This window comes from Photorhabdus tasmaniensis, assembly GCF_011189505.1.
Lineage (GTDB): Bacteria > Pseudomonadota > Gammaproteobacteria > Enterobacterales > Enterobacteriaceae > Photorhabdus > Photorhabdus tasmaniensis.
This window is the reverse complement of sequence record NZ_PUJU01000009.1, coordinates 94,004-107,608: the sequence shown is the minus strand read 5'-3', so window position 1 is coordinate 107,608 and position 13,605 is coordinate 94,004. Positions and strand designations below refer to the sequence as shown.

At 41.0% G+C, this 13,605-nt stretch carries 12 protein-coding genes and 2 pseudogenes; 9 read left to right on the top strand and 5 right to left on the bottom strand.

Translation table 11 applies throughout. The features are described 5' to 3' along the window. Positions 1-7: 7 nt before the first annotated feature. Positions 8-2,548 carry a fimbria/pilus outer membrane usher protein gene (locus C5471_RS06135; protein ID WP_133813113.1) on the top strand — a complete coding sequence of 847 codons (2,541 nt, stop codon included), beginning with the start codon at positions 8-10 and terminating at the stop codon, positions 2,546-2,548. A 19-nt stretch (positions 2,549-2,567) separates the two neighbouring features. Next, a complete protein-coding gene (locus tag C5471_RS06130; protein ID WP_133813114.1) occupies positions 2,568-3,560 on the top strand; it encodes a fimbrial protein in 993 nt (330 codons plus the stop codon). Between the two features lie 152 nt (positions 3,561-3,712). On the opposite strand, the gene C5471_RS24230 is transcribed toward C5471_RS06130, so the two are convergent. Further along, positions 3,713-3,883 (bottom strand): CcdB family protein, encoded by a 171-nt coding sequence (locus C5471_RS24230; protein ID WP_133814214.1) that lies wholly within the window; start codon positions 3,881-3,883, stop codon positions 3,713-3,715. Positions 3,884-3,941: 58 nt separating this feature from the next. On the opposite strand from C5471_RS24230, the gene C5471_RS06120 reads away from it, so the two are divergent. From C5471_RS06120 to C5471_RS06110, 3 genes are read left to right on the top strand one after another with little or no spacing between them, the layout of a single operon-like run. Continuing rightward, positions 3,942-4,232, top strand: coding sequence for a nucleotidyltransferase family protein (locus C5471_RS06120; RefSeq protein ID WP_133813115.1), 291 nt, complete (start codon positions 3,942-3,944; stop codon positions 4,230-4,232). Further along, a complete protein-coding gene (locus C5471_RS06115) occupies positions 4,229-4,573 on the top strand; it encodes a HepT-like ribonuclease domain-containing protein (RefSeq protein WP_133813116.1) in 345 nt (114 codons plus the stop codon). The genes C5471_RS06120 and C5471_RS06115 overlap by 4 nt, the downstream gene beginning before the upstream one ends. 24 nt (positions 4,574-4,597) lie before the next feature. Next, complete coding sequence (locus C5471_RS06110) at positions 4,598-4,753, top strand: hypothetical protein (RefSeq protein ID WP_166295717.1); 156 nt, start codon at positions 4,598-4,600, stop codon at positions 4,751-4,753. A 36-nt stretch (positions 4,754-4,789) separates the two neighbouring features. Here the strand turns inward: C5471_RS06110 and hrpA are convergent. After that, positions 4,790-8,521 (bottom strand): annotated as a pseudogene (gene hrpA, locus C5471_RS06105) (ATP-dependent RNA helicase HrpA); the annotation flags it as partial. Between the two features lie 265 nt (positions 8,522-8,786). Here hrpA and C5471_RS06100 point away from each other — a divergent pair. The 4 genes and pseudogenes from C5471_RS06100 to C5471_RS06085 form a co-directional block, all read left to right on the top strand. Next, the gene (locus tag C5471_RS06100) at positions 8,787-9,389 is read left to right on the top strand and encodes an FMN-dependent NADH-azoreductase (RefSeq protein ID WP_133813118.1); all 603 of its coding nucleotides are present in this window, start codon (positions 8,787-8,789) and stop codon (positions 9,387-9,389) included. Positions 9,390-9,745: 356 nt separating this feature from the next. Further along, positions 9,746-10,750, top strand: a complete 1,005-nt coding sequence (locus tag C5471_RS06095; protein ID WP_133813119.1) for a 2-hydroxyacid dehydrogenase — start codon at positions 9,746-9,748, stop codon at positions 10,748-10,750. A gap of 22 nt (positions 10,751-10,772) precedes the next feature. After that, positions 10,773-11,198 carry a heat shock protein HslJ gene (hslJ, locus tag C5471_RS06090; protein WP_133813120.1) on the top strand — a complete coding sequence of 142 codons (426 nt, stop codon included), beginning with the start codon at positions 10,773-10,775 and terminating at the stop codon, positions 11,196-11,198. 122 nt (positions 11,199-11,320) lie between these two features. After that, a pseudogene (locus C5471_RS06085) lies at positions 11,321-11,528 on the top strand (ISKra4 family transposase); the annotation flags it as partial. Positions 11,529-11,732: 204 nt separating this feature from the next. Here the strand turns inward: C5471_RS06085 and C5471_RS06080 are convergent. From C5471_RS06080 to C5471_RS06070, 3 genes are read right to left on the bottom strand one after another with little or no spacing between them, the layout of a single operon-like run. Further along, positions 11,733-12,977, bottom strand: a complete 1,245-nt coding sequence (locus C5471_RS06080; RefSeq protein WP_242688593.1) for a DUF262 domain-containing protein — start codon at positions 12,975-12,977, stop codon at positions 11,733-11,735. Between the two features lie 11 nt (positions 12,978-12,988). Beyond that, positions 12,989-13,282 carry a type II toxin-antitoxin system RelE/ParE family toxin gene (locus C5471_RS06075; protein WP_133813121.1) on the bottom strand — a complete coding sequence of 98 codons (294 nt, stop codon included), beginning with the start codon at positions 13,280-13,282 and terminating at the stop codon, positions 12,989-12,991. Positions 13,283-13,284: 2 nt separating this feature from the next. Then, positions 13,285-13,554: a type II toxin-antitoxin system Phd/YefM family antitoxin gene (locus C5471_RS06070; RefSeq protein WP_133813122.1), complete on the bottom strand. Its 270-nt coding sequence runs from the start codon at positions 13,552-13,554 to the stop codon at positions 13,285-13,287. Between the last annotated feature and the right edge of the window lie 51 nt (positions 13,555-13,605).

Sequence of the window (13,605 nt, the reverse complement as noted above, 5' to 3'; positions counted from 1 at the left end):
GTTAATTATGGGAAAGTACTCACAGCATAAAACTAATAAGAAATCATATGATATTGAACATTCATGGATCTTATTACCGTTTTTTATGACAATTGGAGTACTGTTTTACTCTGCTAAAGTTTATTCTGAAGATTATTTCAATATTCATGCTTTAGAAATGGGGGCTGATTTTGGTTCACCTGAAAATATTGATCTCTCTATCTTCACTCAAGATGATCACCCCCCAGGAATCTACTGGGTAGATATTTATCTTAATAAAGATAAAATAGAGACCAGAAATGTAGACTTTATTATGGCAAATAATAAATTGCTTCCTAAACTAACTATTCAGCAATTACAGGATATGGGGGTAAGAGTTGATACATTCTCAGAATTAATCAGTTTACCACCAGAAACAGAGCTGTCTGATTTAGGTCAATATATTCCATCAGCAAGTACTGCCTTTAATTTTGGTCAACAAAGGCTGGATATCAGTATTCCACAAGCAGCGTTAAATAATCAAGCAAGAGGTTATGTTTCACCTGAATTATGGCAACAAGGATTAACTTCATTATTGATTAACTATAATTATAGTGGTTCAAACACCTGGCAAGATAATCCGTCGGGTTCTACACAAACCAACTATCTGAATCTTCGAACCGGCGCTAATTGGCAAGCATGGCGTCTGCGCAATTATTCCACCTATACCAGCCGCGATAAGAGTTGGAAAAGTATTAATACCTATTTACAACGGGACATTCACTCACTAAAAGGACAATTAACACTGGGTGACAGCTTTACATCCTCCTATATTTTTGATGGCGTCCAATTTCGTGGCTTACAATTAGCTTCTGACGATAATATGTTACCAGACAGCTTAAAAGGTTTTGCCCCTACTATCCGCGGAATTGCACAAAGTAATGCACAGGTCACAATCAGACAAAGCGGCTATATTATTTATCAAACTTATGTTTCACCGGGTCCATTTGTCATTAATGACCTTTTCCCAACCACAACAAGTGGAAACCTGGAAGTGATTATTAAAGAAGCCGATGGTCAGGAACATCGCTCTATCCAATCTTTTTCCACAATACCTATCATGTTACGGGAAGGCGGTATTCAATATTCAATCACTCTGGGCCAATATCAATCATCAAATCATCGTGGGCGAGAACCCAATTTTGCCCAAGGGGCACTGGTCTACGGCCTTTCCAATAATATCACCACCTATGGAGGGGCTATTTTTTCAAAAGAGTATCAATCGGTTGCCCTGGGATCAGGTTATAATTTTGGTATATTAGGCTCTCTCTCTTTTGACGTAACACATGCAAATACCAATTTGCCATCAAATATTAATACCAAGGGGCAATCTTACCGCTTTCAATATGCAAAAGATCTTTCATTAACAGGAACTAATTTTACTCTGGCAGGTTATCGCTATTCGACACGTGGCTTTTATGACTTTAAAGAAGCCAATGATATAGATAATTCCAATAAAAGTAACTGGCGTTCTCACACCAATAAAAAAAGCAAATTGCAATTGCATATTAATCAGTCTTTTGGGGATTTTGGTAGTTTATATCTATCCGCTTTTCAGCAAGACTACTGGCAGCAACATGGTTATGAACGGAATATCAACGCAGGCTATAGCATCAATTATAGCAATATTAATTACAGTTTAAATTATACCTATAACCAACTCCCCGATACGAATAAAAATGAACAGCTTTTCTCATTCAGCATACAGATTCCATTAGATCGCTGGCTAAAAAACAGCTGGACCAGTTACAATTTTAATACTAATAAAAACAAGGATATTTCCCACCAAGTGGGTTTAAGTGGTACGGCACTGGAAGATAATAATTTAATTTATAGTTTACAACAGAATTATGCTAATCACGGTACTGGCGCTGGCGGCCATATACACACAGAATATAAAGGATCTTATGGTCAGCTTAGTGCCGGCTATAGCTATGATAATCACTCCCGCCAGCTGAATTATGGTCTTCAAGGAGGAATTGTTGCCCATCCATACGGCATTACTCTTTCACAACATTTAGGGGATACACTGGCATTAATCCGGGCTGATGGTGCTCAAGGAATAAAGATCCAGAATAATGTAGGTGTTACCACTGACCGGAATGGTTATGCCGTTATTCCTTATGTCAGCAGTTATCGGAAAAACCGAATTGCGCTGGATACCCACTCATTAGCCGATAATATCGATATTGACGCGAATGCCCAAACCGTTATTCCCACTCAAGGGGCATTGGTCCTGGCTAATTTCAAAACCCGAATAGGCCACAGGGTGCTGATAAATCTTTATTATCAAGAAAATCCTATTCCTTTTGGTGCTATTGTTACGTTAAAAAAACAGCATGAGATTGATGAAGCAAACAGTGCTATGGTCAGTCATGAAGGACAAGTTTATCTCACTGGTTTACCCAATAGCGGACAGTTACTGGTTAAATGGGGTTATAAGGATATTCAGGAATGTGTAGCTCATTACACACTGCCAGAAAAAAAACCTTTATCTGGCATTTATACCATAGAAGCACACTGCAAATAACGATTTTCAGGAAAATACTATGCTCAGTACTTACAATAGGTTTAAATGTTTATTAGTTTCCGTCATCTTATTTTCTGGTCTGGCAATTATCCCTTATAGTTTTGCCGCTAATTGTCAATTTGATAAAGGATTTAAACCAGAAATCACTAACCTGTCTTTTGGAACCTTATATGTTCCAAGGGATAAACCTATTGGCACAACCATTTATGAATATCGTGCAGATGAATTAGACAATAAAGGCAATATTTTCTATTGCGATACAATAATAAATACATCATGGGGATATACAGCCTATAAAAGTGCAGATTACAACAAAGATGCTATTTACGAATCCGGTGTTCCCGGTGTGGGTATCAGAATAAATACCTGGGGTCCTGGCTATGGTCTGGACTGGTTACCCCGAATGACCAATGATCCTGTTAGTTGTGACCATTCAGGCCATTGGTATTGCGGTAATACATGGGGTTATTTGACTATTCAGTTGATAAAAATAGCACCGACAACAGGTTCCGGTTTTGTCAAAAGTGATCAATTAATTCAAGCACGGGTAAATGATCGCATCGTTCATACCTACCGTTTAGGTAATACCCGGATTATTACCAAAAGCTGTTCACTGAAAGATACCAATATTACTGTTCCTATGGGCGATATCAAAAAAAGCGATTTTTCTGGTGTTAACAGCACTGCGGGAGAAAAAGATTTCGAGGTTATTTTAGATTGTGATGATGATGTGCAGATTCAGTTAATGCTTGATGGAAAGAAAGCACAAAACAGTTCAAATTATGTTTGGGCACTTGATCAAGATAACAACCGTACAACCGCTTCCGGTGTAGGCATGCAAATTCTTTACAACAATCAACCCGTAATGATCCACTCACAAATAAATATCGGCAACAGCTATTCAGGTGGGAAATATTCTATTCCGCTACGCGCCCGCTATTTCCAGACAGATCGCAATATTACCCCCGGACAGGCCAATGTAACCGCAACAATAACTCTAACTTATCAGTGACAAATTAATCTGCATTCAGCTATAGAAATTTATTTCTTAGCTGATGCGTCGTTGTTTAATTATTTTGTTTCTATCTTATAAATTTTTAATATAATTGAGAGTAAGTATTGATTAACGTAAATTTCAACGAATTACGCTCACTAAATAATACACTATGCGTTAGTAATAATAGCATCAATTGCTGAAATAATTTCCACTCGTGAAATTACAACATGACATATAAAATCTTTTTTCTTTATTTTACTGGAGTAAAGGAATGTAATAGCCGGAGTAAGCACATAATATTTATCATCATCGATATCAACTACTGGCGTACTTGAAATGGCATTCTCAGAAGAGTATCTTTACAACGAGTTGAGCTTCAATTAAGGAAAAGGCCCTATGAAACCATCCGTTATTCTTGATCTCAAACGAAATGCTGTGCGAGAAGCAGCGAGTCGCTTTCGCGCAGCGAACCCTCGCATCTTTGGCTCAGTACTCCATGGAACCGACCGGGACGGCAGCGACCTCGATCTGCTAGTCGATGCGTTGCCTGGTGCAACACTGTTCGACCTGGGTGGCCTGCAAATCGAACTCGAATCATTGCTCGGCATACACGTCGATCTGTTGACCCCTGCCGACTTGCCACCTAAATTCCGGGCCAAGGTGCTCGCAGAGGCACAGCCGATATGAGTGGGAACCGCCTCCCCGACTACCTCGAACATATGCGACAAGCTGCAACGGATGCGTGCAACTTCGTGGATGGCTTGAGTAAAGCCGATTTCCTTGAGGACAAGTGTACTCAGCAAGCCGTTATCATGAGCCTCATCATCATCGGTGAAGCGGCCACGAAAGTGATGGACGGCTATCCCGAATTCACGCGAGCGAACCCCGAAGTGCCGTGGCGCAGCATGCGCGGCATGCGTAACCGCATCGCCCACGGCTATTTTGACATCAATCTTGATGTGGTGTGGGAAACCGTTCAGACAGCACTGCCGGAACTGTTGAAACAATTGTCAGAGATTATTCTGTAACACAAAGAATTCAAGGCGGCGCTTATGTTGTTAAGACGTGCTATAGCGACCAAGAAAACGACAACGCAAGCTGACTATGATCGTAACCGCGAAAGCAAAACTGACATGGTTAATGCTTTCATTAGAGCTAACAAAGCCAAACATACGGAAGGTGCCTGCCAACTAGGTCATACGTTTTAGTAAAAAGCCACCGCTAAAAGAGGTGGCCTTGCACTATTAAGAAACAATCTGTTCCATATTTTGCAAAATGCGTTTATCAGAGACCGGATATAACGTACCCAGTTGTTGAGCAAACAAGCTGATCCGCAGTTCTTCAATCATCCAACGAATTTCTTGTACCTCAGGTGACTGTTTCTGTTGCAGTGATAATTTCACCAACCATTGCTGCCACTGCTGCTGAACATTCTCAACACGCCCCATTTGCGTCCGATCCCTGTGTGGATCAATCGCCAATTTTTCAAGGCGGCGGTCAATACCGTGCAAATAACGCAAAACATCCGGCAAACGTTTCCAACTATTTGCGGTGACAAATCCTCTGAAAACCAAACCAGAAAGCTGCGCTTTGATATCAGATAACGCCAGAGCCAGCGAAATATCAACTCTACCCTTAAGACGCTTATTAATAGCAAAAACCGTGGTGAGTATCTGTTCTACCTGCCTGGCAATTTCCACAACGGTATCATTCAACTCAGCCCGAACCTTATTCTGTAGTTGAATAAAAGTCTGTTCATTCCAAGCCGGCCCACCATTCGCCGCGATCAATTTATCAATGCCACAAGAAATACAATCGTCAATTAAATCCAATACCTTGCCATAAGGATTAAAATAAAGCCCCAATTTGGATTTGTTCGGCAATTTCTCATGTAAATATTTAATGGGTGAAGGGATATTTAGCAGTAACAGACGACGTGTGCCTTCCCACATGGCAGTCCGCTGTTCCAGTTCGGTTTCAAACAATCTGATACCGATGCTCTCTTTTTCATCCACCAACGCTGGAAATGCTTTAACGGAGTAACCTCCACGTTTTTGCTCATATCGTTCCGGTAATTCACCGAAGCTCCAAATATGCAGCCCACTCTGTTCAATACCGTCATCGGCAACAGCTGAAAGCGTCTCCTGAACTTTCTCTTTCAATCGTACTTTCAGCGCTGCTAAATCTTTGCCTTCAGCGATAGTCCGGTTCTTCTCTCCTACCACCCGGAATGTCATTTTGAGATGATCGGGCACTTGTTCTAACTGCCAATCATCGCGTGACACTGTCACACCAGTCATACGCCGTAATTCTCTCTCAAAACTATCCAACAAGGTCGATTGGGGTTGAGGTACCCGCTCCATAAATGCCTGAGCATAGTTTGGTGCCGGCACAAAATTACGGCGCACCGGTTTCGGCAATGATTTAATCAGAGCGACAACAAGATCATAGCGAATACCCGGGATCTGCCAATCAAATCCTTCATCTTTGACCTGATTCAGCACCGGCAGTGGAATATGAACCGTCACACCATCGGCTTCTGTGCCTGGCTCAAACTGATAACTAAGCCGTAATTTCAGTGCATCTTGATACCAATAATTAGGGTAATCCAACGCGCTGATTTTATCCGCATCGCCTTTGATCAACATATTTTTTTCAAAGTTGAGCAAATCTGGTTGCGCTCTATTCGTCTTCAACCACCAGCGATCGAAATGCCGCGTAGAAACCACACTCTGAGGTATACGTTGATCATAGAAACTGAACAGGATTTCATCATCCACCAAAATGTCACGACGGCGGGATTTATGTTCCAGCTCCTCAATTTCCTCACGTAATTTTAGATTCGCCCGGAAAAATGCATGCCGGGTTTGCCAGTCGCCTTCCACCAGCGCATGGCGGATAAACAGTTCACGGCAAAGCATTGGATCAATTTTACTGTAACTAATCAAACGACTCGCCACAATTGGCAATCCATATAAAGTGACTTTCTCCTTAGCCATTGTCGCACCCTGCGATTTTTGCCAATGCGGTTCGCTATAATGGTGCTTCACCAGATGTGTGGCTAACGGTTCAATCCATTCAGGTTCTATCCGCGCAGCAATACGCCCCCACAAGCGATTGGTTTCAACCAGTTCCGCAACCATTGCCCATTTAGGTGGCTTTTTGAATAAACCAGAGCCAGGAAAAATAGAAAAACGTGCATTGCGCGCACCGGTATATTCCTGTTTATCTGTATCTTTTTGGCCGATATGCGATAACAGCCCAGAGAGTAACGAAACATGAATACTGCGATAATCTGCATCCTGACTATTTACCGGCAGACCGACTTCTTTTACAACTTGTCGTAGCTGGGTATATATGTCCTGCCATTCTCTGACTCTCAGATAGTTAAGATAATCCTGACGGCAAAGCTTGCGGAATTGCGAAGAAGAAAGTTCTTTTTGCTGTTCTTTCAGAAAATCCCATAATTTCAGGAATGCAATAAAGTCAGAATCTTTGTCGGCAAACCGACGATGTTTCTCATCAGAAGCCTGTTGTTTCTCCAGTGGCCTCTCTCTTGGATCCTGAATAGACAGCGCAGAAGTAATTACCATCACTTCACGCACACAACCGTGATGACGGGCTTCCAGTACCATACGCGCCAACCGGGGATCAACCGGAAGTTGAGCAAGTTGCCGCCCTATTAATGTCAGACGGTAATTACCTTTCTCCGTTGCGTTCTGGTCAATCGCCTCAAGCTCTTCCAAAAGCCGGACACCATCCTGAATATTACGTTTATCAGGTGGTTGCACAAATGGAAATGCGCTAATATCCCCAAGACCAATTGATGTCATTTGCAAAATGACCGATGCCAAGTTAGTCCGCAAAATTTCGGGATCAGTAAACTCTGGCCGTGAAAGGAAATCATCTTCCGAATACAGACGAATACAAATCCCGTCAGATACACGTCCGCAGCGCCCTTTCCGCTGATTAGCCGATGCCTGGGATATTGGCTCAATCGGCAATCGCTGGACTTTGGTCCGATAACTGTAACGACTGATACGTGCATATCCGGTATCAATCACATATTTAATTCCCGGTACAGTCAAAGAAGTTTCTGCCACGTTAGTTGCCAGCACAATTCTGCGGCCAGCATGCGACTGGAAAATCCGGTTCTGATCACTGTTAGAAAGACGCGCAAACAGCGGCAATACTTCGGTATGACGCAAATTCAATTTATTCAAAGCATCGGCTGTATCACGAATTTCCCGCTCACCACTCATAAAGACCAGAATATCACCAGGCCCTTCACGGCCCAGTTCATCAACAGCATCAATAATGGCCTCAAGCTGATCCCGCTCTCCATCACTGTCTTCGGCTATTACAGGCCGATAACGCACCTCTACCGGATAAGTTCGGCCTGAAACTTCAATAATAGGTGCATGATGAAAATGACGGGAAAAACGTTCAGGATCGATAGTCGCCGAAGTGATGATCACTTTCAGATCAGGACGTTTTGGCAATAGCTGACGCAAGTAGCCCAGAATAAAATCAATATTCAGGCTACGTTCATGTGCTTCATCAATAATGAGCGTGTCATACTGTTTAAGCAGCCTGTCATTTTGCAGTTCCGCCAGCAAAATACCATCTGTCATCAGCTTGACCAGCGTGTTATCGCTTACATGATCACTGAAACGGACTTTATAGCCTACAGCTGAACCCACTGAGGTTTCCAATTCTTCCGCCAGGCGATTGGCGACTGCGCGAGCAGCCAGCCGACGGGGTTGGGTATGACCAATCAATCCTTTTATTCCCCTGCCTAATTCGAGGCAAATTTTGGGGATCTGCGTTGTTTTACCCGAGCCGGTTTCGCCAGCAATAATCACAACCTGATGATCACGAATAGCGTTGTAGATATCATCTTTCTTCTGGCTGACAGGCAGGTTTTCTGGATATTTGATTGTTGGACAAACGGCCTGACGATTAATGATTTTTTGAGTCTCTTTCACCTTATCTTAGTCCTTAGTGACTTATTACTTTGCTGGTTAGCCAGTTTTTGCTGATGACATAGTAACATATCCTATTTATTGGCAATAATTTCGGCTACTATTCCTGCTGTTATCATCAGCACGGATAAATGTTATTCAATAAATTTGAATTCTGATCTCTAAATATTGATCTATTACCAGAAGATAATAACTCATAGAATAACTGTATCGCGATTAACAAGTGAACGAACAAAAGTTAATTTAAGGAATAAAAATGAGTAAAGTTCTGGTTCTGAAATCCAGCATTATGGCGCAGCATTCACACACTAACCAAATGGCCGATTTCTTTATTGAAAAATGGCAAGCCAACCATGCTGACGATAGCATCACAATACGTGACCTGGCTGCACAACCTATTCCTGTTCTGGATAACGAACTGGTTCATGCATTACGTCCAAAAGATAATGAAATGACAGCCCGTCAGAAAGAGGTATTAGCGTTATCTGATGAACTTATTGCGGAATTGCAGGATCATGACGTCATTGTTATGACTGCACCTATGTACAATTTTCACATTCCAACCCAACTGAAAAACTATTTTGACTTAATAGCTCGTGCCGGCGTCACTTTCCGTTATACAGAGAATGGTCCTGAGGGTCTGATAAAAAGCAAACGCGCCATTATCCTAACCAGCCGTGGGGGAATTCATAAAGATGGGCCCAGTGATCTGTTAGTGCCTTATTTGCGCCTGTTCCTCGGATTCATTGGTCTTACTGATGTAGAATTTGTGTTTGTTGAAGGTGTAGGATTAAGCCCTGATGCCGCAAATCAAGCGCAACAAACTGCCCGTGAAGTTCTGGAAAAGATGACTGCCTGATAATTACACTCTATTCATACATTACCTATATATTATATTGCTGCATTTTGCGCACCTCCCGGTGCGCTTTTATTTCTTCAACCATAACGAATATTTTTAACACTTTGATTATCAAATCATGGCCTCTCCTTATTAAACCTTAGATCGGTTACTTCTATTGTTATTCCATAATTTAGCAGATACACCTCAAACTAAGACATTGATTATTAAGGTAATTTTACCGAATATATAGGGAAGCAACAAGCAATACCCTTATAGCGTTATTTAATTTATTGGTTTATTTAAACCTTTACGTCAGCAATAATTTAAGCCCTAAACAATTTATTAGCTACTTAAATTATGACGGAGATAATTCCATGAAATTAGTCGTTTACAGTACCAAACAGTATGACCATAAACATCTGGAGCTGGTTAATCAAAAGCTTGGGTTTAATTATGATTTTGAGTTTTTCGATTTTCCTCTTAGCTCAAAAACCGCCAAAAATGCCATCGGTGCAGATGCTGTTTGTATTTTCGTTAACGATAATGCTGATCGTGAAGTGCTTGAAGAATTGGCTGAGATGAATATAAAAATCCTCGCACTACGTTGTGCAGGTTTTAATAATGTCGATTTGGACGCCGCTAAAGAATTGGGCATTCAGGTTGTACGGGTTCCGGCTTACTCTCCAGAAGCTGTTGCTGAACATACTATTGGGTTAATCCTGTGCTTAAACCGCCGTATTCACCGGGCTTATCAACGCACCCGTGACGCCAATTTCTCTCTTGATGGCTTAATTGGTTTCAATATGCACAACCGTACAGCGGGAATTATTGGAACAGGTAAGATTGGTATTGCAACGCTACGTATTCTTAAAGGGTTTGGCATGCGCCTGTTAGCCTGTGATCCATACCCTAATCAAGCTGTTTTGGATCTCGGGGCTGAATATGTCAGCCTGGATACACTGTATGCGCAATCTGATGTGATATCCCTTCATTGCCCGCTGACATCAGAAAACTATCATCTGCTGAATGAACTTGCTTTCAGCAAAATGAAAAACGGCGTCATGATCGTCAATACCAGCCGTGGTGCTCTGATTGATTCCGCAGCCGCTATTAACGCATTAAAACAGCAAAAAATTGGCGCTCTAGGTATGGACGTTTATGAAAATGAACGCGACCTCTTCTTTGAAGACAAATCTAATGACGTGATTCAGGATGATATTTTTCGTCGCTTATCTTCATGTCATAACGTGCTGTTTACCGGTCATCAGGCATTTCTGACAGAAGAAGCCTTGACCAGTATCAGTGAAACTACGCTGAGAAATATCCAGCAATTAATCAACGGGAAAAATTGCCCGAATATTGTTAATCAGCACCCTTAAAATAATATATTAGGAGATAAATATGAAAAAAATACTACCTTTGGCAACTGCGACTTTATTGTTAGCCACATTCCAAGCATCAGCGGTAGAAAACGTGTCGATCGATGATTTACAACATCACAAATTTGTTCTGGTGAGTGTTAATGGCGAAAGTGCGAAAAATCAAGATGGTCGCGTACCATCCATTGAGTTCGGTGAAAAAATGCACATCTCTGGTTCCATGTGTAATCTCTTTATGGGTCAAGGCAAACTGAAAAATGGCGTACTGACCGTTAAAAACCTGGCCAGCACTCAAATGCTTTGCGCTGATGATAAGTTGAACAAATGGGATTATCTGATTGGTAAAGTATTAGCCGATGGCGTCAAAGTCACGCTAAAAGATCAAAAACTGGTCCTGTCCAACCATAGCAATAAACTGGTTTATAAACTGAAAGATTATGTTCAGTAATCAGAAAGTTAGTTAGTTTCAGGTACCGGAAAGCGCTTTCCGGTACCTCCAGATATAAATATCTCAACAATAAACCTACGGTTGGATTAACCTGGAGAGCATAAAAAACCGTGGGGCACTCTATTAAATCGGCGATCAATGAAGTTATCGCTAAACGGGTGGTGAAAAAATCAGCAGATGCAATGGAGCCAGCAAGGTGCGCATGACTTACTCCAGACACGCACTGCGGTACTGAATGAGGATTTAAAAACCCAATTTGAGCACTGGTATCCGGGTATAAAATTAGGTGACAAAACGGATCATTATTGGACAGAGGCAGTTGCTGCATAAGTGCCCCACAGATTTTTATGCTTTCCTATTAGCTCAAACTTGACCTGACAGTTTTCTCTGGCAGCGCACAATCAAATCTGACAGTCGGCTTTGAGCGAACAGCGGAAGTTCGCAATTGTTCTCACAGTTGATGGAGGCATTACTAACATTGCCGAGTGTTGGTCAACGGTTGGCAGGTCACATATGGTTGGTGCTGTACACTTACTAACTAACTTTCCAGGCATTTACTGCTTTTTCAGACATCCATTTTTGAAAGTCATTAACTGTATCTAAATTCCAGTCTTCATATTCCGTTATCTTTAAAGCTAATTTGTAATTAGACTTTCTATACTCTTCTTTCTTACGGTCAAAAGGAACTCTTTTTAGGTTATCTTTATCCATTAAAATCATATTCCCAAGTCTATCCTTCACATCATTGACTCCCTCTCCAAAAGAATCAACCCAATCTCTCTCGGGATTATAGGGGCAAATATGCTCTAATGTCGTCTTTTCATATTCGCAATTATTACCTAGAGATCGCTCGATTTCAGCCAAAAGAAATCTAATTTTTTTTGCTGTTTGCCTACTTGGCATTCGATGAAATTCGAAAGCATTAAAGAAAGTGTTATCATCAGGATACAAACGTTTAAATTCATCGCCATTCTTTACATGGCTGGCTCTTTTATATTCTTCATTGGAGATCTTTATTGCAATTTGATTATAAACAGACTCTTGCTCACTAGGTGATAAATGACAAATGATATTATATCGAATAGATAAAACATACAAATAGCGCGCAAGGTTGACAAATTCTTCTAGAGAAAACTTATTAAACGCCGCAAGCAATATCGTCAACGGTTGTTTTATGTTGAATAGTCTAATACCACTCAAGAAATGTAATGCTTCTTTATATTTTACATCTTGGTCAGCCCACCATGCGTCATTCGGATTAATCAGGGAAGCATAAATAGGTGAAAAATCAATCAGTGATTTTATATATTTATATGCTTCTTCTGGTGTTGTTACTACTTTTCTCATGGACGAAAATTGCTTATCTAAATCATCAAGTTCCTCATCTCCAATTTTTTCATCCTTAGTTACTATGGAAAATAAATAGTTTTTTAATAGATCTGGAGTTGATAATTGAACACCTCTCGCATTTAAAGTCTCGAAAACTTTATATGCATTAAGATCATCTTGAACAATTATTTTTGTAAAAACCATGCTTGATGAGAAATTAGCAATAAATTGTGCGATTTCAGCTCCTGAATTACCGAAACTTTTTTTGCTAAAAAACTCAAAGCATTTACGAAGTAATTTGTTTGTAGAGGTTATGCCACGACTGTTATGAGCTTCTAAATCTGAGCAGATTTTTTGAAAATACCGTTTATTATTTCGGTTCAAATCAAGCTTACTTATCACCTTTAAGGAAACTAATTCGCACCCATCTTCATATTCAATTTTTGCCATAAATGCCATTATTACAGGTGATTATGTGGATCTTGTGTCTGGTGTAATACTGCCAACACCTCTATACCAGATGGTACGTCTCGATAGTAGATAATATGGCTCTCAACAGGAAAGCTCCGCACACCAGAATAAAGGTCCTCACTACGATCCAGACCGGGAGATGGCTGACGATCAAGAATGTCAGTTATAGTCACACGCAACGAATTGACGTAAGCTTCCGCGACACTAACCCCCCATCGGCGTACAGAATAACGTTTTATTGCACGAATATGCTCTCTGGCCTTCTTGGTAAACTGAACGCTCATTCCTAAGCCTTACCCTCAAGTTCGTCAATCGTCAGCGGTGCAAACACATCATCAATACTATACAATTCGCCACGATCAGCCTGTGCAATAGATTCAGCCAAAATGGCTTTTAAACTCTGTAACTTAAGCTGTGAAAACTGATCATACTCTTCAGAAGAGATAACCACGGCCACACGCTTACCATGCTTACTAATCACCACGGGTTCACGCTGAACTTTCATAAGCAGATCACCAAACTGGTTCTTAGCGAGTTGTGCGGGAATAACTTCCATAAATCACCTTTCGTCTAAAATGGCTCGAATAACCATTATAGGCAAAAGAAT